Raw genomic sequence first — 19,177 nt, 5'->3', positions numbered from 1 at the left:
CAGAAAGAGGCTTGTCGATCCTTATGCTGCTTCAATTTCTTGTCGGCGCGCTGGTCAGCGTGATCAATATCGGCATCCACGCGCTGGTGACGATCGTCGCCATCTGGATCGCCCGCAGCGCCGGGCTTCGAAAGACGGAGCGCCCAAGATTGCACTTGATGGGGGTGATGATGGCGACGGCCGCGGTGCTGATGGTCGCGCATACGCTGGAGACCGCGGTGTGGGCCTGGACGTACGACATCGTCCAGGTTACCGCAGCGCCCGACAGCGATCTGCTCTATTTCGCCTTCGTCAACTACACCACGCTGGGCTATGGCGATATCACACCGGTCCCCGCATGGCGGCTTATCGGTCCTATGACCGCCATGAACGGCGTCCTGCTGTTCGGCTGGTCGGCCGCGATCCTGTTCGAGGTTCTGCGCAAGACGCTCGATTATCTCGGTCTGACCGACGCGCCAGACCTGAGCAGAGAAAGCGAGTTCATCCCAGGAAAAGGGCCATCGCCGTGAACGCTACCGGCAGCATCCCAAACATGATCACTGCGATACGAAACGCGATCTCATTCGACATGGATCGAAGGCTAGCATCCGATGGAGACAGTGTGATGTGCAGTGTGTGCCATGCTGCGCCGCAGGAGCCAAATGCCTGAATTCGTGACGTCCCGGTGGGTCGCCGATTTTCTGTTCGGCTTCGGCGCGCTGTTCGCGATCATCAATCCTTACGGGTTGGCGTTCATTTTCCTCGACAGGACGAGAGGCCTCTCCGAGGAAGAGCGTGCAGGCCTGGCTTTACGGGTTTCCGGATATGCCTTCGCGGTTATCCTGGTGTCTCTTTTCCTCGGCAGTCAGATCCTGAACTTCTTCGGCGTAACCATTCCGGCACTCCGGATTGCCGGCGGCCTCGTGGTCGCGGCAACGGGCTGGTCAATGCTTCATGCGCCGGTACATGCGCCGGAGAACCATGCAGCGTTGCCGGCCGACCCAGCGACAATAAAACGTATGGCATTCTTCCCTTTGGCAATTCCGCTCACGACGGGGCCGGGAACGATCGCGACCGCTATCGCGATCGGAATAAGACGCTCGGACAGCCTGGACGCGATGTTCGAATCGTCGGTCGTCTCGCTTCTTGTCGCGCTTGCCGTGACCGCGGCGATCTACCACGCCTATCGGAAATCGAGCGCGATGGCCCGCCTGTTCGGGGAGGAGGGCACCAGCGTGGTGACAAAACTGTCAGCATTCCTGCTGCTCTGCATCGGCGTCCAGATCATCATTACCGGAGCATCCGAGGTCGCGCGATCCATTCTGGATGGTGTATCGCGCGCTGTTTAATGGCGTGGGATCGGATTAGGATTGCAGATCGAGGCTTGCGAGCTGGTGCCGGTCGAGGAGCACGATCTGCCGCTGGGTGTTCCCGATGAAGCCGAGGACCCTGAGTTCATGCAGGCGCGACAGGGCGCGGGACACTGTTTCCAGCGTCAGGCCGAGATAGTCGGCGATATCGCGCCGCGACATCGGCAGCGCCATGACGCCGGACGCCGTCAATCGCTTGTCCATCTCCAGCAGGAACGCTGCGACCCTCTCCAGCGAGGTCTTCCGGCCGAGCAGCAGCATGTGATCCTCCGCGTGCTGGAGGTTGTTCGTGGTCATGCTCAGCAAGTTTCTGGCCACCATGGCATCGCTTTGAGCCACCGTTTCGAGGCTTTGTCGCCTGACCAGGCGCACCGTGGTGTCGACGATTGCCTCGGTCGTGAAGCGGTGCTCGCTGCCGTTCTCCAGCCCGAAGATGTCGCCGATGAGGTGAAATGCGCCGATCTGCCTGCGGCCATCCGAGAGCAGCTTGTAGCTTCGCACTGCACCAGACTTGACCTGGTAGACATATTCGGCGGGCTCTTTCTCGCCATAAATCTCGGTACCCTTCTTGTAGGAAAATTCGCTTAAACTGACGAGCGCATTTGAAGCGCTGGTCATGCCGAGGTCACGCAGGGAATTGGGACGCAGTGCAGAATCCGTAGCGATGCGAACGAACATGGCCAACTCCTCAGCTCATCGCCGAATTGGTCCGTCAGGTCAGATATCTCATAGCAGGAGATGCGCGCGCTATCCCACTCCCGCCAAAGGTTATTTTTGACCAAGGCGGTATTTCAATCCATTGTCCCAAGGTCCATTGTACCAAGGGACACCGGGGGCGCTTGTTGCGCAGGATGAGAAAGGGAGTGCGGTTGTTGGAATTTCATCCCGATGGGAAGCCGGGTGTTTTTAATCTTTGAACGACTTGACGACATGCCCCGAGATTGGGGAACTTCATGTCTTCGCGATAACTCTGACAAGGGGTGAAGAGTGCGCGGACTGATTCACGTGGTCGACGACGATATGTCTTTCCGGACGGCGATTGAGCGCCGGTTGAAACTCGCCGGCTACCAGGTCGCGACCTATGCCTCGGCGCACGACCTGCTGGATGCCTCGCCGGATGACGATCAGCCAGGATGCATATTGCTCGACGTCCGGATTCCGGGTCTGAGCGGTCCGGATTTGCAGAGCCGACTGATCGAGCAGGGCTCGACGCTCCCGATCATATTTCTTACCGGGCACGCCGATACGCCGACCACGGTTCGGGCGATCAAGGCCGGTGCGGAAGATTTCCTGACCAAGCCGGTATCCTCGGAGCTTCTGCTCGACGCGATTGAGCGTGCGATGGTGCACCAGAACGCCACGCGCGCGCAACGCGGCAGGCTCGAGACGTTTCGCACCCACCTTGCCACGCTGACGCACCGTGAGCGGCAGGTGTTCGACCTCATCGTGCGCGGCAAGATCAACAAACAGATTGCGCATGAACTTGGAACGACCGAGCGCACCGTGAAGGCGCACCGCCACCAGGTCATAGAAAAGATGCAGGTCCATTCGCTTGCCGAACTCGTTTCGATCGCGGAGCGCCTCGGAATGCTCGATACGAACGGCCATTAATTGCTCAGCCATCACACGGCGCGGTTCCCGCTGTGTGACTGTCCCAAGGAACAATATGCAACTCGTTGGTGCGGTGCTGCCATGCATGTGCTGAGGATGTGGCGTTTTGCCTTACACAAGGAGGGCAAATCGCGCGTACCAAATACGGCTACTGCACTGTCGCAGTTGGTCCCGTCCCGAAAGGCCTTCACCTTGCCGACGCGCCCGTCCGTCTTCGTCGTCGATGACGATCCGTCCATCCGGACGAGCATGTATAGATTACTCCGCGAGCACGGTTTCGTCGTAACGCTGTTCGATTCTGCGAGCGCCTTGCTCGATCACGGCGGATTCGACAAGGCGAGCTGTATCGTCCTCGACATCAATCTCGACGGAGAATCCGGCATCGATTTGCGCCGGAAGCTGGCGGAGGAGGGTGTCACCGTGCCGGTGATCTACATCACGGGCAACGATAGTGCGGCGAACCGCGCCGCCGCGATCGCATCAGGCTGCGTTGCTTACCTGACGAAGCCGTTCTCGGCTCAGTCCCTCATCGAGTCGGTCACGAGCGCGTCCGCCGGGTAGGGCCACGGCTCATTCGTCAACGTATTGCTCTAGGGTCTTGGCCGGAGCGCCCTTGTGAACCGATGCGAACTGCGCCAGCGGCACCGATGTCGTCAGCGCCAGAAGATTTGAATCGACGAGCTCGAGCGCCAGCGTCTTTCCCGAATCCATCTCCTTCACGATCGCCGCGGGCGCGACGTCGGCCGCGATGCAGGCATTGGCCAGGCACCAGCTATAGGGGATGCGGACGGGGCTGCCCTGATCGACGGCCAACTTGGCTGGCTGTTGCAGGTACATGCCGACCGGCAGGAAGAGTTGAAGCCTTGCCGTCGTGGTGCCCTCCCGTTCGATGAGGTCCACGCGGATGGCTGTCTGGCCGGTCGGGAATTTGCCGGTAATCGACGTTCGGCACAGCATCGGCGCAGCGGCGGCCTTGAAGCAGAGCTTTTGCCAATCGCCATAGGTGACGTCCTGGGCCTCGCGCTGACCACGCGTCGCGACTTTCGCCGGCTTGTCGGACTGCGCGGCCTTTGGTGCGGCGAAGCCGGGATATGTCGCGGTCACGATGATTGCGCCGATCAGCAGACCAGAGAGAGAACTGAGGGGTCGAGGCATGGTGGCGTCTCCGAAGCGTGGCGATTTGATTGACAGCCTGGGGAGATTGCTTGATCCAGATCAAGCCTCAGCGGGGACAAGGCGACGCCTATGACATGATGAAGAGTTTGCAACAGCCCGTATTGGCGACATGAGTACTCTGGACGTCGCGGCCGGTTTGATCCGTCGCGATGAAACGGTCGAGATCGTTCTGCTGCTCGCCTTCGCCGGCGGCTATATCGACGCCTATACCTTGATCATCCACGGCGGAATGACGAATGCCCAGACCGCCAACCTGATCCTGCTCTGGGTCTATGCGACCTCTGGCGACTGCGCCCAGGCGTTTCATTTCGTGCTGCCGCTTGTCGCCTTTGCACTTGGCATCGTGGTGACCGCATGGCTGTGGCGTGCCACCTCGCCGCACCGCGAGGTGGTCCAATGAACTCGCCCTCCAGCCCGGCTTGGTCACGTTTCTTCCCGCCGGCCGGCTGGCTTGCAGCCTATCGGCGCGAGTGGCTTCCCTCTGACGCCGTCGCCGGCGTCACTCTCGCCGCCTACGCCATCCCGGTCTCGCTCGCCTATGCCGCGCTCGCCGGTCTGCCGCCGCAGGTCGGCGTCTACGGCTACATGCTCGGCGGCATCGGCTATGCCTTGCTCGGAGCGTCGCGGCAGCTTGCGATCGGCCCGACCTCGGCGATCTCCCTGATGATTGCCGCGACCGTAGGGGCGCTCGCCGGCGGCGACGCGGTGCGTTATGCGCAGATCGCAAGCCTTGCGGCCTTCGCTGTGGCGGTGCTCTGCTTCATCGCCTGGCTGTTCAAGCTAAGCGTGCTTGTCCGTCTCGTCAGCGACAGCATCCTGGTCGGCTTCAAGGCCGGCGCCGGCCTCACCATCATCATGAGCCAATTGCCGAGCCTGCTCGGCGTTGCCGGCGGCGGCCACAATTTCTTCGATCGTGCCATCAAGCTGACAGGGCAACTCGGCCACATCGACACGCTCGTGCTGGCCATCGGCGCAGTCGCGCTGTTGTTGCTCTTGCTTGGCGAGCGGCTTTTACCGGGTAAACCGGTCGGCATCACCATCGTGGCGCTGGCAATAGTGGTGGCGACGGTGCTCGGCTTTCCGGCGCTCGGTGTTCCCGTTACCGGGAAGATACCGGAGGGCTTGCCGGCGCTGGGGATGCCGACATTTGGGCTGCTGGAATTCGACGACCTCTTTCCGCTCGCCGCCGGTTGTGTTCTGCTGGCCTATATAGAAGGTGTTTCGGCAGCCCGTAGCTTCGCCGCGAAGCACGGCTATGCGCTCGACGTCCGGCAGGAATTCCTGGGGCTGGGCGCGGCGAACCTCGCAGCAGCCCTTGGCCATGGCTATCCCGTCGCCGGCGGCCTGTCACAATCGGCCGTCAATGACAGCGCTGGTGCGCGCACGCCGCTGTCTCTAGTGATCTGCTCTGTGGCACTCGGGCTGTGCCTTCTGTTCTTCACGGGGCTGCTCACCAATCTGCCCAAGGCGGTGCTCGCGGCCATTGTCTTTGCCGCCGTCTACAAGCTGGTCGATGTCCGCTCGCTGCTACGGATGTGGCAGGTCAGCCGGATCGATTTCTACGCGGCGGCGATTGCCCTGGTCTCCGTGCTGCTGCTCGGCATTCTCCAGGGAGTCCTGCTGGCGTCGATCGCGTCGATCTTCCTGCTGCTGGCGCGGGCCTCGCAGCCGAACGTCGCGTTTCTCGGCCGTTTGCCCGGCAGCGGCCGCTATTCGGACAGTGCGCGGCATGACGATGTCGAGCCGCTGGTCGGAATCATCGCCTTTCGCCCGGAAGCCTCGCTGCTCTACATCAATGCCGAAACGATCCTGGAAACCGTCCTGATCGCGCTCCGGAGGTCGCCGGGTATCCGCCTGGTGGCCTGCGACCTCTCGGCGTCGCCCTATATCGATCTCGCCGGCGCGCGCATGCTGCATGATCTCCACGACGAGCTCGCCTCCCGCGAAGTCACCTTCTGCATCGTCGGCGCGCATGCGCAGCTCCGCGACCTCTTGCGCGCCGAGGGGCTTGCGGAGAAGACCGATAGCGGCCAATGGCTGCGGTCGCTCGACAGCGTTCTCGGTCACGATCAGGCCGATCCGGCTCAGCGAACGGCGTGATCTCGCCCGTTGCAACGCGAAGGTCTCGCAGCGGCCAACCGGTTCGTCAGAATGCGCGCGACCGTTGACTTGGATCAATGGAGGGTTCAGCGCCGCACTCACGATCCCGCATCACCTGTTTCCCAGAGGATCGGGAGAGACGCATGTCCAAGGACACCAAGCCCGCGCAGAAGCGTATCGACCAGTTTTTCTCCGGTCCCGGAGGACGGGCGGACGACTGGCGCGATCTGGTGGAGGCCGCAAAGTCCTGGGCGCGGACAGGCAACCGCGCGGTCTACGACGCGGCGCTCGCCGATCTCTCGGTCACGGAGGAGTTTCACGGTTATCCCGGTCTGCAACTGATGGCGGCGCTGCGGGAAGCTGCGGCCGCGGACGACGGGGCGATCTCACTTGCGCTTGCGAACCGGATCACCCAAGCCCTGGCCACGCGATCTTTCCGCCAGCATGCCGGCGACTGGAGCGCGAAGGATGACGGCAATGGCGATGTGCCCGAACTGGTGCCGCCGACCTTCGGCGCGCATACGGCGCGGCGGCCCTATTTCGAGACCCTGATCGTCACCGGCGTGGCACCCAGCCAATGGCCGGCGCTCGCCGCCGAATGGCGGAAGCTGCGGCGTCCGGTGGATGCCTTCATCTATGAGCCTGTCATCGTCGGCAGCCTCGAAGATGCCTTCTGCGCCACGATGCTCAATCCGAACATTGCGGCGGTCGTCATCAACGAGGGATTTGGCCTGCGTTCGCGCCATAATGCACCGGTGCTGCGCTCGATCACGGCGGCGGCCGGCCTCAACGACGAATCCGACGCGTCCGCGCTGCGGCTTGCGCAGATCATCGAGCGGGTCCGTCCCGAGCTCGATCTCTACATGATATCGAACCGCGACGTCGAGGAGTTGGCCGGCAATCCCGAGGCCAATGTCGTCCGCCGCATTTTCTATTCGGTCGAGGAGCTATTGGAACTGCACCTGTCGATCCTCGAGGGCATTCAGGATCGGTACGACACTCCGTTCTTCGACAATCTCAAGAAATACGCGCAGCGTCCGATCGGGACGTTCCATGCGCTGCCGATCGCCCGCGGCAAATCCATCTTCAAGTCCGACTGGATCCGCGACATGGGCGAATTCTACGGCCCGAACCTGTTCCTGGCCGAGAGCAGCGCGACCACCGGCGGCCTCGACAGCCTCTTGGAGCCGACCGGCAACATCAAAAAGGCGCAGGACAAGGCGGCGAGGGCGCTGGGCGCCGACCGCGTCTTCTTCGTCACCAACGGCACCTCGACCTCGAACAAGATGGCGGTGCAAGCGCTGCTGGCGCCGGGCGACATCGCAATCGTCGACCGCAACTGCCACAAGTCGCACCATTACGGCATGGTGCTGGCCGGTGCCCAGCCGCTCTATGTCGAAGCCTTTCCGTTGACGGAATATTCGATGTACGGCGCGGTGCCGCTGAAGACGATCAAGCAGGCGCTCCTGAGCGCCAAGGCCGACGGCCGGCTCGACCGCGTCAAGATGCTGGACCTCACCAACTGCACCTTCGACGGCCACATCTACAACACCCGCCGGGTCATGGAGGAATGTCTCGCAATCAAGTCGGACCTGATCTTCCTGTGGGACGAGGCCTGGTTCGGCTTCGCGCGCTTTTCGCCGTTCCTCCGCCGGCGCACCGCGATGGGCGCCGCCAACGAGATCGAGGCGTGGATGCACGATCCCAAGTCGGTCGCGGCCTATGAGAAGCAGCAAGCCGAGCTCGGCAAGAATCCGTCGGACGAGGTTCTGCTCAAGACCCGGCTCGTTCCCGACCCGCGGCAGATCCGCCTGCGCGTCTACCAAACGAACTCGACTCACAAGTCGATGTCGGCACTCCGGCAGGGCTCCATGCTCTCGGTGAAGGACGTCGAATTCCACACGGTCGAGCAGCAGTTCAAGGAGGCCGTGTTCACGCACGCTTCCACCAGCCCGAACCAGCAGATCATCGCCAGCCTCGATATCTCGCGGCGGCAGATGGAGCTGGAAGGTTACGGTCTCGTCGCCAACGCGATGGAGATCGCGCTCGCCATCCGCCATGCGGTCAACAACAATCCGCTGATCTCGAGATACTTCCGCATTCTTGGCGCCGATGTCATGGTGCCCGCGCAATATCGCCAAAGCGGCTTCACCGACTATCTCTCGGCCGGCGTCAACTGGGTGAATACGCTCAAGAGCCTCGACGAGGACGAGTTTTGCCTCGACCCGACCCGCATGACGCTGGTGTGCGGCATGGCCGGTTATGACGGCACCCAGTTCAAGGGCATTCTGGCCAATGAGTACGACATCCAGGTCAACAAGACCTCGCGCAACTCGGTGCTGATCCAGTCCAACATCAACAACACCCGCAGTGACGTCGCGCATCTGGTCCGCGTGTTGGCAGAGATTGCAGGCGAGGTCGATCGTGGTCTGGCTCAGGGGGGCGCCAACGCGAAGAAGACGTTCGAGTCGCGGGTGACGAGCCTGATGAAGGACGTGCCCGACTTGCCGAACTTCTCGCATTTCCACCCGAGCTTCCGTGGCGATGCGGGCAAGAAGACCAACGAAGGCGACATCCGCGCCGGCTTCTATGCCGCCTACGACGTGGCAGGCTGCGAACACATCCGCCTCAACGATCCCGAGATTGACCGCCGGCTGAAGGCGGGTCCCGAGCTCGTCTCCGCCAATTTCGTGATCCCGTATCCGCCGGGCTTCCCGATCATGGTGCCCGGCCAGGTCATCACGCAGGAGACCATCGACTTCATGCGCAAGCTCGACGTGAAGGAAATCCATGGCTACGATGCCAAGGAGGGGTTGAAGCTCGTGCGCACGGAAGCCTTGGCGAAGCTCGGGCGGGCCAAGCCCGGCGCGCAGCCGAAGCTCAAGGCCGCGTCATAAGTCGCCAAGGGGGGCGAACATGAAGGCGTTTTTCACCTTCCTGCAGCCGTATCCTGCTGCTGTTCTTCGTCGTCGGCCTGGCGGTCTGGATCGGACGGGGCAGTATCAAGGGTTACCGCCTCGGCATGGTCGCCGGTGCCATCGTGGTCGGCGCGAGCCTGTCGGTATGGTCATCGACCTATGGCGTGAAGCTCGCACGATCCCGCCATTCATCGTCTGGGCGATCGGCTTCCACGTCTTCAAGATCAACCCGGCGGTGCTGATGGGCGGCGTTGCCGGTGCGCGGTCGCATTCCGGCCCTTGCCGTGAGGCCGCAGTCGAAATCCGGAGCTCCGTGCCCTGGATCGGATTCCCGGTCGGCTACGCCGTCTTGGGCATCCTGCTTACCATCTTCGGCAACTTCGCAATGCTGCTGGCGCAATAGCAGGCGCCATAACGAAAGGGGAAAGAACGTCATGAGGAAATTTGCCACCGGTGCCGTCCTGGTTGCCACGCTCGCGGCATTTACCGGCTTCGCCACGCCATCGCATGCCGATACCGGCCAGGTCGCCGTCGTCTTCACCAAGGGCGGCTTCATTGTCGGCGTCGGCGGCGGGGAGGGCGTTCTCGTCTACCACGGCAAAAGATATCCCTTCACCGTCTCGGGCATGAGCGTCGGGTTCACGGTGGGAGCTTCGACGACCAAGCTGGTCGGTCGCGCTATCAATCTGAGAGGGCCGCAGTCGATCGAAGGCTCTTATGCGGCGGGCGGCGCAGGCGGTGCGGTTGCCGCGGGCGCCGGCGCCGTGCAGCTGCAGAACAGCAATGGCGTGATCCTCCAGCTCAGCGGACCGAAGGTCGGCGCGGAAGTATCGGCTGCGGTCGGTGGCGTCACCATCCGGTTGAAGTGAACGCAAGCACATCAGGCCGCGCTCGGCGCGTGGCCTGACTTGCTTCAGTATCGTTCCTCGACGAAGTTCATCGCGCGCAGGCTCGCTTGGTCGTTGTAGCGTCCCTTGCGGGATCGTTTCGGCAGCTTGACCGTTTTCCGCGCGATCTTCTTGTAAGGGATCGTCCGCAGGATGTGCGAGATGGCGTTGAGCCGCGCTCGCCGCTTGTCGTCGGAGCGGATCAGTCGCCACGGCGCATGTTTCGTGTCGGTCGCCTCGAACATCATGTCGCGCGCCCGCGAGTAATCGTACCAGCGCCCGAACGACTCGGTGTCCATCGGACTCAGCTTCCATTGCCGCAGCGGGTCCTCGATACGTGCCTTGAAGCGGAGCTCCTGCTCCTCCATCCCGACCTCCAGCCACAGCTTGATCAGGATGATGCCTGCGTCCACGGCAAATTCTTCCACCAACGGACACAATTGCAGGAAACGCTTGTGCTCGGCGGGAGAGCAGAATCCCATGACATATTCAACGCCGGCGCGGTTGTACCAACTGCGGTCGAAGATCACGATTTCTCCGCCGGCGGGGAATTGTTCGATATAGCGTTGCATGAATAGCTGGGATTTCTGCCGGTCGGAGGGCGCGGGCAGGGCGCAGACCCGGAATACCCGCGGGCTCACTTTTTCAGTCAGGGCCTTGATCGTGCCCCCCTTGCCGGCGGCGTCGCGGCCTTCGAAGATGATGATCACCTTCAGCTTCTCTGCCCTCACCCATTCCTGAAGGTGGCATAGCTCGACCTGGAGCTTTTGAAGTTCTTTCTCGTAGTCCTTCCGCTTCATCCGCTCCGCGGGTTCGTCCTTGGCCATGCCTGCCCCTTCGCTGCTGCGTTCGTCACTCGTCCCAGGAAATGGTCACGCCGATATCGCCAGGCACGCCGCCCGGGAAATCGATGACCTGGTAGGCGATGCGATAACCTCGCGGTTTCAGATAGTCGGTCCAGAGCTGGAAGATCTCCCTGGGGATCCCGGTCAGCGTGTTTTCCCAGCCCTTTTCCATCTGATTGATGGCGCGTCCCTTGTCCGTGCAGAGCGAGTTGGGGAAGCGATAGACCAGCACCTCGGTCAGGCCGTTTCGCACCGCACGCTGGATGATGGTGGAGGCGAGCTTGATCTTCTCCTCCTCGCTTTTGCCGGAAGGCTTGCTCAGGCGCTCAATCAGCGCGTGCTTCTCGGCCTCGGCGGCGGCGGCGAGGCGGACGTATTCGTCGGCTTTCTCGGCCTCCTTGAGGGCGGCTTCCTTGCGAATCTTCGCGGCGTTTGGGATGAGATCGTCGATGTTGCTGGACATGACTTGCGTCTCCTGCTCGCTTGTTCCGGCTCCGCATCCGTGAAAGGCTAGGAGCAGCCCCGGGCCCACCTTTGATCCAAATCAAGCAGGTCCGTATTGGGGAGCGCCTTTGTTTGCCGATCCGCGTCGAGTTTAGTCCTTCTGGAGAGTGAACGTTGAACGAGCAGCTTCATCCATTGGCCCCGCATCACCTGCCTTTCTATCTCGCGCCGGGAAGTGGAACAGATACGCTCATGGTCGTCATGGGCATTTTCCTGGTCGGGACCGTACTATGGGTCGGTACCCTCTATTGGAAACTGCACAGTCTTCCGGAGCGGATGGCGCACAAGTCGCAAAAGCTTCAATTCGAGTTCGTCGCCGTGCTCGGCCTGATCTCGCTCTTTACGCACATGCATATCTTCTGGGTCGCGGGCCTCTTGCTTGCGCTGATTGACATACCGGACTTCGGAACTCCGCTCCGCAGCATTGCGGATTCCGTCGAGAGAATTGCCGGCGCGGCGCCGGGCGGAGCCGACGGCACGAACGGTGCAGCCCAGGTTGCCAGCGAGACCGAACCACCGCCCGGGGAAAAACCAGGTTCCGCCAAGGAGAAGGAGCGCAGCCATGTTTGAGCTGATGTTCTGCTCGCTCCTCACCATCGTCCCCGACTACCTCTACCGTCGCTACGTCCAGGGCAAGCGGATCGGCAAGGAGATTACGTTCTTCTCGGTGTGGTACGAACTGAGATGGGGCATCACCGGATGCCTGATGCTCACGGTTTCGCTGATCACGATGATCTTCTATTTCCATCCGTCGACGGACTCTGCGACGCTCTATTTCCGGACCGTGCCGATCCTGCCGGAAGGGTCGGGGCGGGTCGCGGAGGTGAAGGTCGGGTTCAGCCAGCCGGTGAGGAAGGGCGATGTGCTGTTCACGCTGGACAGCTCCAAGCAGCAAGCCGCCTTTGAGACCGCGAAGCGCAAGGTCGCCGAAGTTGATGCCGCGATGACGAGCGCGCAGTCCGACGTGGTCAAGGCGGAAGCTCAGATCCAGGAAGCCAAGGCCAATTACCAGCAGGCCAAGGACGAGCTCGACGTCAAGAGTGAGCTCCAGAGCCGCAACCCCGGCATCGTGCCGCAACGTGACATCGATAAGCTCCGTGTGCTGGTCGACCAGCGCCAGGCGGGGATCGATGCCGCCACCGCGGCAAAGGAAACGGCGGCCTTGCAGGTCTCGACGCTGCTGCCGGCCCAGAAGGCGAGCGCCCAGGCCGCCCTCGATCAAGCCCAGGTCGACCTCGACAAGACCATCGTGCGGGCTGGTGTCGACGGTCGCGTCGAGCAGTTCCTGATTCGCGTCGGAGATGTCGTCAACCAGTTGATGCGACCTGCTGGCGTGCTTATTCCGGAAGGGGCGGGCCGAACCGCGCTCCAGGCTGGCTTCGGCCAGATCGAGGCCGGCGTGCTGAAGAAAGGCATGGTGGCCGAAGCGGCTTGTAACTCACGTCCGTGGGTGATCATTCCGATGATCATCACCACGGTGCAGGACTACATCGCCGCCGGACAGTTCCAGGCCGGACAGCAACTGGTCGAAGCACAGAACGCTGCAAGGCCCGGCACCATCCTCGTGTTTCTCGAACCGCTCTACAAGAACGGGCTCGAGGGCGTTACGCCGGGAAGCAGCTGCATCGTGAACGCGTATACCAGCAATCACGAGGAAATTTCTGCCGCAGACACCAGCACCGGCCGTGCGATTGCGCTTCACGTCGTCGACGGTGTCGGCCTCGTGCATGCGCTGCTGCTGCGCATTCAGGCGTTGCTGCTGCCGATCAAGACACTTGTGTTGAGCGGACATTGAGCGCGAGAGGGAGGGGTTGACGCGATCGGCTCACTGAATGCGATCGCACTCAGCGCAGTAATGCTTACGTCATTGACCGTTCGCGCCAATGCGCTCGACCTCGACGGTGCATGGGCCAGCGATGTCCCTGGCATGGAAGATATGAAATCCGCTACCACTGCTGCCCGGCAAAGTAACGATATCTTCGTCTGCGCCGGCCTGTCCAGGAACGGCACAAGCCTCGTTCGCGGTGGCTTTGCCTCCGAAGCCCAGGCCGTGATCGGCCGGCCGCTAACGCCGATGAGCTATGCCGGTGTCGCCCGGCGGACGACGCGGCGGGCAGTTGTCGGAGCCGGCGTCGCCGCGGGCGCGGCAGGCGCCCATTACGAATCGTCCTGCGTGCAGGTCGTGGATGCCTACGGCAGGGTGATGACGCGTTGCTGAGGGACGCTGCCACTCAGCGGGCTGTCGGAGCTGCGCAATTCCAGCTAGAATTGCCCCGAGAGCGGCCGTCGAAGCTGCCGGAGGAAGATGAGCGGGCGCGTGACCATTGCGTCAGTCAAATTGTGGCCGGCAAGGGCCGTGCTGCTTTGTCTTGGCTTGTTGCTCGCTGCCTGCCCGCTGCCCAGATCAATGAGTGCCGCCGAGCCGGCCGCGACCGCACGCAGCCAGCCCAAACGGGTGCTGATGCTGCATTCCTTCGGGAGCGAGTTCCGGCCCTGGAGCGAGTATGCGCGAAGCATCAAGGTTGAGCTCGAACGGCGATCGCCATGGCCGGTCGACATTCAGGAACATACGCTGATCTCTGCGCGCTCCAATGGTCCGGGCCCGGAAGCGCCCTTCGTCGAATATCTGGCTTCACTTTACCAGGGTGGACTGCCTGACATCGTGCTGAGCGTCGGCGCGCCTGCCGCGCGGTTCGCGCAACGATATCGGGGCAAGCTCTTTCCCAACACGCCGATGGTGCTGACCGCGGTCGAGCAGCGGCTGGTGAGCCGCTTCGACCTCACTGACAACGACGTCGTCGTGGCGGTCCGCAGTGATTTCCTGGCAGCCTTCGAGAACATTCTGCAGGTCCTGCCGGACACCAAGGCGATCGCCGTCGTGATCGGCGCATCACCCCATGAAAAATTCTGGATCGATGAGATGAAACGGGAACTCGAGCCGCTGGAAGGCCGGGTCGCTCTCACCTGGTACTCCGACCTTTCATTCGACGAGATATTGAAGCGCGCATCGACGCTTCCGCCGCACACCATGTTGTTCTGGGGCCTCATGTCGGTCGATGCCTCCGGCGTCGTCCACGAGGGCGACATTGCGCTCCGCAGTCTGCATGCGGTCGCGAACGCGCCGATCTTCTCTTACCAGGAGCCGTTCTTCGGCGGCAGCACCGTCGGCGGCCCCATGCATTCGGTCGCCGAAACCAGCGCCAAGACCGTCAGCGCCGCCATCCGCATCCTCGGCGGCGAGAAGCCGGCCAACGTCAAATACGATCCGATCGGATTTGCGCCGCCGAAATATGATTGGCGCGAGTTGCAGCGCTGGGGCATCAGCGAGAGCCGCTTGCCGCCGGGCAGCGAAGTCGTGTTTCGCGAACCGCCCCTCTGGGAAATCTATCGCTGGCAGATGCTGCTGATCGCGGCCGTGATCCTGGTGCAGGCGGGCCTGATCAGCGGTCTGCTGCATGAGCGCCGCCGCCGCCAGATCGCCGAGATCGAGTCGCGCCAGCGCCTGGCCGAACTCGCTCACGTCAACCGCTATTCGGCCGTCGGCGAGCTGACGACGTCGATCGCTCACGAATTGAACCAGCCGCTCGGGTCCATCCTGACCAACGCCGAAACGGCGGAGCTCATGCTGAAGGCCACTTCGCCCGACATCAACGAGATCCGGCAGATTCTCGCCGACATCAGGCGCGACGATCAGCGCGCGAGCGAGGTGATCCGAAGGCTGCGCAGCGTCCTGAAGAAGACGCCGTTTGAAATCCAGGACATCGAGCTCAACGACACGGTGCGCGAAGCGATCGGCCTGGTGACAGCCGTCGCCGATGGACGCCGGATTACGTTGACCTACATGCCGGTTCTGGCCGATCTCCACGTCAGGGGCGATCCGGTCCAGATTCAGCAGGTCGTTCTCAACCTGATCATTAATGCGATGGATGCGATCTCCGACGCGGACACCGGGAAACGAGAGGTCAGCGTCTCGACCATGCGCGCCGGCAATCAGGCCGAGATCAGGGTCGCCGATACTGGACCCGGGATTGACGCTTCCGATCTCGCAAACGTCTTCAATCCGTTCTTCACGACCAAGCCCGAAGGAATGGGCATGGGGCTCGCGATCGCCAAAACCATCATCGAGGCCCATCACGGCACGATTGCCGCGTCGTACCAGCCCGCGGGTGGCGCGCTGTTCACGATACGGCTCCCGATCATCCGCTGACAGCAGGTGTCTTGATTTTGATCGAATCTCCGCGTGGCGAGACTCTTCCTTTTCGCGGTTGCGTGATGACTGGGGGGCGTGGGTAGCCATGAGACGCCGCGAGTTCATGTCGCTGGTTGATTGCACCGGCTGCGTTCCCGGCCGGCTGATGATGGAAGCTGAACTGATCGAACGACACCTCGTCCGCGCGCTGCAGCAGAGGCGGCGAGTGCGTTTCGTTGATCTCGATCAACAAACGCCCATGGTCCGGCCCGATGGTCGCGGACGGAAAGCTTTGGGAGGTTGTGATGTTTCGCTGCGGCAAGACCCTGATGGCGCTTGCGCTGCTGCTGGCGATCCCCGCCGCAGCGATGGCGCAGGCCACCACGCCGGCGGCCCCTGGCGCGCCTGTGACACCAAGTACGCAGGCGCAGCCGGCTAACCCGCCGGCGCCGGCTGCCGAGCTTTTGAAGCCCGAGCAGCTCGAGGCGCTGGTCGCGCCGATCGCGCTCTATCCCGACGAGCTCCTTGCCAACGTGCTGGCCGCCTCGACCTATCCGCTGGAAGTGGTGCAGGCCGACCGCTGGCTGAAGGAGCGCAAGACCCTGAAGGGCGATGCGCTGAAGGCGGAGGTCGACAAGCAAGGCTGGGATGACAGTGTCAAGGCGCTCGCCAGCACCGCTGATGTTCTGACCATGATGAGCGACCAGCTTGATTGGACCAAGAAGCTCGGCGACGCCTTTCTTGCGCAGCAGCCTGACGTGATGGATGCGATCCAGCGCCTGCGCAACAAGGCCTATGACAACAAGAAGCTGGTCACGACCAAGCAGCAAAAGGTCAGCGTCCAGACCGAGGAAGGCAAGCAGGTCGTTGTCATTCAGCAGGCCGATCCCGCGGCGATGTACGTGCCCTATTACGATCCGGCGACGGTCTACGGCTCCTGGCCCTATGCGGAGTATCCGCCGTATTATTGGGGCTATCCGTCCTATATCGGCGCGGGCGTGGTTGCCGCTGGTATCGCCTTCGGCACCGCCTGGGCCATCGGACGCTGGGGCAACTACTGGGGCGGCGGCTGCAACTGGGGCAACCGCAATGTCTACGTCAATCATCGTACTGCCAACATCAATACAGGCTGGCAGCACAATCCGGCGCATCGCCAGGGCGTGCGCTATAATAACGTCAACGTTCAGCAGCGTTTCGGCAACAACAATATCAAGGCCGGCGCTTCGGACCGGATGGACTTCCGCGGCCGTGACGGCAACCAGGTGCTGCGTCCCGGTCAAGGCGCGGGAGACCGGGCGGGCGATCGCGCCGGTAATCGTGGCCCAGGTGACCGTGCTGGTGCCGGAGATCGCGCGGGCGACCGTGCGGGCAATCGTGGCGATCGGCCCGGCGGCGGCGATCGGGCTGGCGCCGGAGATCGTGCCAAGGGTGGCGGTGACCGTGCCAAGGGCGGCGGCGATCGCGCAAAGGCGGCGAACCGCGCCGGTAGCGGCGGCAATCGTGCCGCCAATGCCAACCGTGGCGGTGGCAATCGCGGCGGCGCAATGAACGTCTCCTCCGGCCGGTCGGCGGCCGCAGCATCCGCGCGCGGACGATCCAGCATGGCGAGCATGCCGCGCGGCGGCGGACCGAGCATGGCCGGGCGCGGCGGCGGTGGCGGAATGGCGATGCGTGGCGGTGGTGGCGGCGGCTTCCGTGGCGGAGGCGGTGGAGGCGGCCGCGGCGGCGGCGGTGGCCGGCGCTCCGATATCGCGTTGAAGCATGACATCGTCCTGCTCGGCCATCTCGCCAACGGCCTTGGCTACTATCGCTTCAGCTACATCGGCAGCGACAAGGCCTATGTCGGCGTCATGGCGCAGGAGGTCGAGCGGGTGATGCCTGACGCTGTGACCCGCGGCAGCGATGGTTACTTGCGTGTCTACTATGAAAAGCTCGGACTGACTTTCCGCACCTACCGCGACTGGCTCGCGGGCGGCGCGAAGATCCCTGCGGAGGTGACGCCATGACCGGCTTGAAATTGTTCCGCCGCGCGGTCGTGCCGGGGATGATGGCGCTGGCGCTCATGGGATCGGCGTCACAGGCACAGGTGTCCTACAAGACACCGGAGGATGCAGCGGCCGCGCTCGCCGCGGCGGTCAAGAGCGGCCCGGGCGACATCCTAAAGGTGCTCGGCAGGGACGCCGAGGACATCGTCTCCTCCGGCGACGAGATCGCCGACAACGATATACGCCAGCGATTCACGTCGATGTATGACGTCAAGCACGGCATCAAGGCGGAGGGCAACAAGACTGCGACCCTGATGCTGGGACCGGACGATTTCCCGTTCCCGATCCCGCTGGTCAACACCAAGACTGGCTGGGAGTTCGACACGGCCGAGGGACGGATCGAGGTGCTCCGCCGTCGCATCGGCCGCAACGAGCTCGATGCGATCCAGACCGCGCTCGCCTATGTGGATGCGCAGAACGAATATGCCGACAAGGACCGGGGCGAGGGCGCCGGCGTCTATGCACAACGCATCGTCTCGTCGCCCGGCAAGAAGGACGGCCTGTTCTGGCGCGACGACAGCGATCCGAGCCCGCTCGGTGCGCTGGCGGCCGAGGCCTCGAAGGAGGGCTATCGCGGAGGCGATGTCGGGCCTACGCCCTATCACGGCTACTACTTCCATATCCTCAAAGGGCAGGGCCCGGATGCGCCCGGCGGCGCGCTCAACTATGTCGTCAAGGGCAAGATGATCGGCGGCTTCGCCCTGATCGCCTGGCCCGCGGAGTACGGCAATTCCGGCGTCATGACCTTCCTGGTCAACCATGCCGGCGACGTCTACCAGAAGGATCTCGGCCAGCGCACGGAGTTCATCGCCGAGCGCACCACGCTGTTCGATCCCGACCAGACCTGGAAGAAGGTTGATGCCGCAAAACCGTGAACAGGCTGGGGCGTCGTACCTGCGCGCGTCCCGGCCGATCGTGATCCTCTTAATGGCGCTGGCGCTGGCGTTCGCGACGCCAGTCACGCCATCCTTTGCGCAGGCCGCCGGCCATGTCCACGCCAAGATCGTCAAGGCCGGCCTTCTGATCGGCGGTGGCGGCGGCAGCGGCGTGCTCACCTACCGCGGCAAGAACTATCCCTTCAAGATCACCGGCATAAGCTTCGGCATCACGGTGGGAGCTACCGTTGCCCGGCTCGACGGCTGGGCCTCGGGCATAAGCGAGGTCAGTGACTTCGCTGGCACCTACAGCTCGGTTGGCGGAGGCTTTGCGCTAGTCGGCGGCGTCAACGGCGTTCAACTCCGCAACGAGAAGGGCGTCACCATCGTGCTTCAGGGTCCGAAGGCGGGAATGGAGCTTGCGGCCAACATTAGCCAGATCGCGATTGCCTTCAGATGATGTCGATAATGGCCGGCTCCGGTGATCACATCGCGTTTTGGTCGCGTTTGATCGTGCTCGTTACCTAGGTGCGCGAATCCTGTGTTGTTTCGCGATGCCTCGAGCCGGCTACAAGCCTTATCGTCCCTCGCTGTTCCAAATCGGGAACTTGACAAAGCGCTAGCGGAAGAATCCCACGTGGTGTGAGGCGGTTCACACGCCCACGTCGCGCTTCGCAG

20 protein-coding genes are annotated in these 19,177 nt (G+C 62.8%); 16 read left to right on the top strand and 4 right to left on the bottom strand.

Translation table 11 applies throughout. The annotated features are described in order from the left end of the window. Nucleotides 1-23: 23 nt before the first annotated feature. Complete coding sequence (locus AC630_RS09485; protein ID WP_074118227.1) at nucleotides 24-509, top strand: potassium channel family protein; 486 nt, start codon at nucleotides 24-26, stop codon at nucleotides 507-509. A 132-nt stretch (nucleotides 510-641) separates the two neighbouring features. After that, entirely contained in the window at nucleotides 642-1,328 is a 687-nt protein-coding gene (locus AC630_RS09480; protein ID WP_083636171.1) for a MarC family protein, read from the top strand. A 15-nt stretch (nucleotides 1,329-1,343) separates the two neighbouring features. Here AC630_RS09480 and AC630_RS09475 read toward each other — a convergent pair whose 3' ends face one another. Then, on the bottom strand, nucleotides 1,344-2,027 hold the full coding sequence (locus tag AC630_RS09475; RefSeq protein ID WP_074118225.1) for a helix-turn-helix domain-containing protein: 684 nt from the start codon (nucleotides 2,025-2,027) through the stop codon (nucleotides 1,344-1,346). Between the two features lie 309 nt (nucleotides 2,028-2,336). Here AC630_RS09475 and AC630_RS09470 point away from each other — a divergent pair, with 309 nt between their 5' ends. Together AC630_RS09470 and AC630_RS09465 are read left to right on the top strand one after the other, a co-directional pair. Next, nucleotides 2,337-2,960, top strand: a complete 624-nt coding sequence (locus tag AC630_RS09470) for a response regulator transcription factor (RefSeq protein WP_074118223.1) — start codon at nucleotides 2,337-2,339, stop codon at nucleotides 2,958-2,960. 96 nt (nucleotides 2,961-3,056) lie between these two features. After that, a complete protein-coding gene (locus AC630_RS09465; RefSeq protein WP_083636170.1) occupies nucleotides 3,057-3,521 on the top strand; it encodes a response regulator transcription factor in 465 nt (154 codons plus the stop codon). Between the two features lie 9 nt (nucleotides 3,522-3,530). Here the strand turns inward: AC630_RS09465 and AC630_RS09460 are convergent, their stop codons facing one another. Then, complete coding sequence (locus AC630_RS09460) at nucleotides 3,531-4,115, bottom strand: invasion associated locus B family protein (protein ID WP_074118222.1); 585 nt, start codon at nucleotides 4,113-4,115, stop codon at nucleotides 3,531-3,533. Nucleotides 4,116-4,245: 130 nt separating this feature from the next. Here AC630_RS09460 and AC630_RS09455 point away from each other — a divergent pair, with 130 nt between their 5' ends. From AC630_RS09455 to AC630_RS09435, 5 genes are all read left to right on the top strand, one after another. Further along, the gene (locus tag AC630_RS09455; protein ID WP_083636168.1) at nucleotides 4,246-4,536 is read left to right on the top strand and encodes a YoaK family protein; all 291 of its coding nucleotides are present in this window, start codon (nucleotides 4,246-4,248) and stop codon (nucleotides 4,534-4,536) included. Then, on the top strand, nucleotides 4,533-6,236 hold the full coding sequence (locus AC630_RS09450) for a SulP family inorganic anion transporter (RefSeq protein ID WP_074118220.1): 1,704 nt from the start codon (nucleotides 4,533-4,535) through the stop codon (nucleotides 6,234-6,236). The genes AC630_RS09455 and AC630_RS09450 overlap by 4 nt, the downstream gene beginning before the upstream one ends. 143 nt (nucleotides 6,237-6,379) lie before the next feature. Then, nucleotides 6,380-9,133 (top strand): decarboxylase, encoded by a 2,754-nt coding sequence (locus tag AC630_RS09445; RefSeq protein WP_074118218.1) that lies wholly within the window; start codon nucleotides 6,380-6,382, stop codon nucleotides 9,131-9,133. Nucleotides 9,134-9,152: 19 nt separating this feature from the next. Further along, nucleotides 9,153-9,557 (top strand): hypothetical protein, encoded by a 405-nt coding sequence (locus AC630_RS46195; RefSeq protein ID WP_208866988.1) that lies wholly within the window; start codon nucleotides 9,153-9,155, stop codon nucleotides 9,555-9,557. Nucleotides 9,558-9,588: 31 nt separating this feature from the next. Further along, on the top strand, nucleotides 9,589-10,023 hold the full coding sequence (locus AC630_RS09435; RefSeq protein ID WP_074118215.1) for a hypothetical protein: 435 nt from the start codon (nucleotides 9,589-9,591) through the stop codon (nucleotides 10,021-10,023). Nucleotides 10,024-10,067: 44 nt separating this feature from the next. Here the strand turns inward: AC630_RS09435 and ppk2 are convergent, their stop codons facing one another. Next, nucleotides 10,068-10,868, bottom strand: a complete 801-nt coding sequence (ppk2, locus tag AC630_RS09430; RefSeq protein WP_074118213.1) for a polyphosphate kinase 2 — start codon at nucleotides 10,866-10,868, stop codon at nucleotides 10,068-10,070. A 25-nt stretch (nucleotides 10,869-10,893) separates the two neighbouring features. Beyond that, complete coding sequence (locus tag AC630_RS09425; protein ID WP_074118210.1) at nucleotides 10,894-11,349, bottom strand: hypothetical protein; 456 nt, start codon at nucleotides 11,347-11,349, stop codon at nucleotides 10,894-10,896. A 155-nt stretch (nucleotides 11,350-11,504) separates the two neighbouring features. Here AC630_RS09425 and AC630_RS09420 point away from each other — a divergent pair, with 155 nt between their 5' ends. From AC630_RS09420 to AC630_RS09390, 7 genes are all read left to right on the top strand, one after another. Further along, nucleotides 11,505-11,960 carry a hypothetical protein gene (locus tag AC630_RS09420; protein WP_245330321.1) on the top strand — a complete coding sequence of 152 codons (456 nt, stop codon included), beginning with the start codon at nucleotides 11,505-11,507 and terminating at the stop codon, nucleotides 11,958-11,960. After that, on the top strand, nucleotides 11,953-13,185 hold the full coding sequence (locus tag AC630_RS09415) for an HlyD family secretion protein (protein WP_074118208.1): 1,233 nt from the start codon (nucleotides 11,953-11,955) through the stop codon (nucleotides 13,183-13,185). The genes AC630_RS09420 and AC630_RS09415 overlap by 8 nt, the downstream gene beginning before the upstream one ends. A gap of 60 nt (nucleotides 13,186-13,245) precedes the next feature. Further along, a complete protein-coding gene (locus AC630_RS09410) occupies nucleotides 13,246-13,608 on the top strand; it encodes a hypothetical protein (RefSeq protein ID WP_245330320.1) in 363 nt (120 codons plus the stop codon). 87 nt (nucleotides 13,609-13,695) lie between these two features. Next, a complete protein-coding gene (locus AC630_RS09405) occupies nucleotides 13,696-15,597 on the top strand; it encodes a sensor histidine kinase (protein WP_074118206.1) in 1,902 nt (633 codons plus the stop codon). 287 nt (nucleotides 15,598-15,884) lie between these two features. Then, nucleotides 15,885-17,585, top strand: coding sequence for a DUF3300 domain-containing protein (locus AC630_RS09400; RefSeq protein WP_074118287.1), 1,701 nt, complete (start codon nucleotides 15,885-15,887; stop codon nucleotides 17,583-17,585). Then, nucleotides 17,582-18,499 (top strand): DUF2950 domain-containing protein, encoded by a 918-nt coding sequence (locus AC630_RS09395; protein ID WP_074118204.1) that lies wholly within the window; start codon nucleotides 17,582-17,584, stop codon nucleotides 18,497-18,499. The genes AC630_RS09400 and AC630_RS09395 overlap by 4 nt, the downstream gene beginning before the upstream one ends. Continuing rightward, nucleotides 18,483-18,959: a hypothetical protein gene (locus AC630_RS09390; protein WP_074118202.1), complete on the top strand. Its 477-nt coding sequence runs from the start codon at nucleotides 18,483-18,485 to the stop codon at nucleotides 18,957-18,959. The genes AC630_RS09395 and AC630_RS09390 overlap by 17 nt, the downstream gene beginning before the upstream one ends. Nucleotides 18,960-19,177 lie beyond the last annotated feature (218 nt).

This window comes from Bradyrhizobium sp. AS23.2, from assembly GCF_001908185.1.
Taxonomy (GTDB): domain Bacteria; phylum Pseudomonadota; class Alphaproteobacteria; order Rhizobiales; family Xanthobacteraceae; genus Bradyrhizobium.
Note: the sequence above shows the minus strand (reverse complement) of the source record. Positions and strands in the feature narration are given on the sequence as shown.

What these genes read in the sequence shown, in the direction of transcription:
- AC630_RS09485 (WP_074118227.1), top strand. Translation starts at nt 24, where the DNA reads ATGCTGCTTCAATTTCTTGTCGGCGCGCTGGTCAGCGTGATCAATATC.
- AC630_RS09435 (WP_074118215.1), top strand. Translation starts at nt 9,589, where the DNA reads ATGAGGAAATTTGCCACCGGTGCCGTCCTGGTTGCCACGCTCGCGGCA.
- AC630_RS09450 (WP_074118220.1), top strand. Translation starts at nt 4,533, where the DNA reads ATGAACTCGCCCTCCAGCCCGGCTTGGTCACGTTTCTTCCCGCCGGCC.
- AC630_RS09460 (WP_074118222.1), bottom strand. Translation starts at nt 4,115, where the DNA reads ATGCCTCGACCCCTCAGTTCTCTCTCTGGTCTGCTGATCGGCGCAATC.
- AC630_RS09445 (WP_074118218.1), top strand. Translation starts at nt 6,380, where the DNA reads ATGTCCAAGGACACCAAGCCCGCGCAGAAGCGTATCGACCAGTTTTTC.
- AC630_RS09395 (WP_074118204.1), top strand. Translation starts at nt 17,582, where the DNA reads ATGACCGGCTTGAAATTGTTCCGCCGCGCGGTCGTGCCGGGGATGATG.
- AC630_RS09475 (WP_074118225.1), bottom strand. Translation starts at nt 2,027, where the DNA reads ATGTTCGTTCGCATCGCTACGGATTCTGCACTGCGTCCCAATTCCCTG.
- AC630_RS46195 (WP_208866988.1), top strand. Translation starts at nt 9,153, where the DNA reads ATGAAGGCGTTTTTCACCTTCCTGCAGCCGTATCCTGCTGCTGTTCTT.
- AC630_RS09400 (WP_074118287.1), top strand. Translation starts at nt 15,885, where the DNA reads ATGTTTCGCTGCGGCAAGACCCTGATGGCGCTTGCGCTGCTGCTGGCG.
- AC630_RS09390 (WP_074118202.1), top strand. Translation starts at nt 18,483, where the DNA reads ATGCCGCAAAACCGTGAACAGGCTGGGGCGTCGTACCTGCGCGCGTCC.
- AC630_RS09455 (WP_083636168.1), top strand. Translation starts at nt 4,246, where the DNA reads ATGAGTACTCTGGACGTCGCGGCCGGTTTGATCCGTCGCGATGAAACG.
- ppk2 (WP_074118213.1), bottom strand. Translation starts at nt 10,868, where the DNA reads ATGGCCAAGGACGAACCCGCGGAGCGGATGAAGCGGAAGGACTACGAG.
- AC630_RS09405 (WP_074118206.1), top strand. Translation starts at nt 13,696, where the DNA reads ATGAGCGGGCGCGTGACCATTGCGTCAGTCAAATTGTGGCCGGCAAGG.
- AC630_RS09465 (WP_083636170.1), top strand. Translation starts at nt 3,057, where the DNA reads ATGTGGCGTTTTGCCTTACACAAGGAGGGCAAATCGCGCGTACCAAAT.
- AC630_RS09480 (WP_083636171.1), top strand. Translation starts at nt 642, where the DNA reads ATGCCTGAATTCGTGACGTCCCGGTGGGTCGCCGATTTTCTGTTCGGC.
- AC630_RS09425 (WP_074118210.1), bottom strand. Translation starts at nt 11,349, where the DNA reads ATGTCCAGCAACATCGACGATCTCATCCCAAACGCCGCGAAGATTCGC.
- AC630_RS09410 (WP_245330320.1), top strand. Translation starts at nt 13,246, where the DNA reads ATGCTTACGTCATTGACCGTTCGCGCCAATGCGCTCGACCTCGACGGT.
- AC630_RS09415 (WP_074118208.1), top strand. Translation starts at nt 11,953, where the DNA reads ATGTTTGAGCTGATGTTCTGCTCGCTCCTCACCATCGTCCCCGACTAC.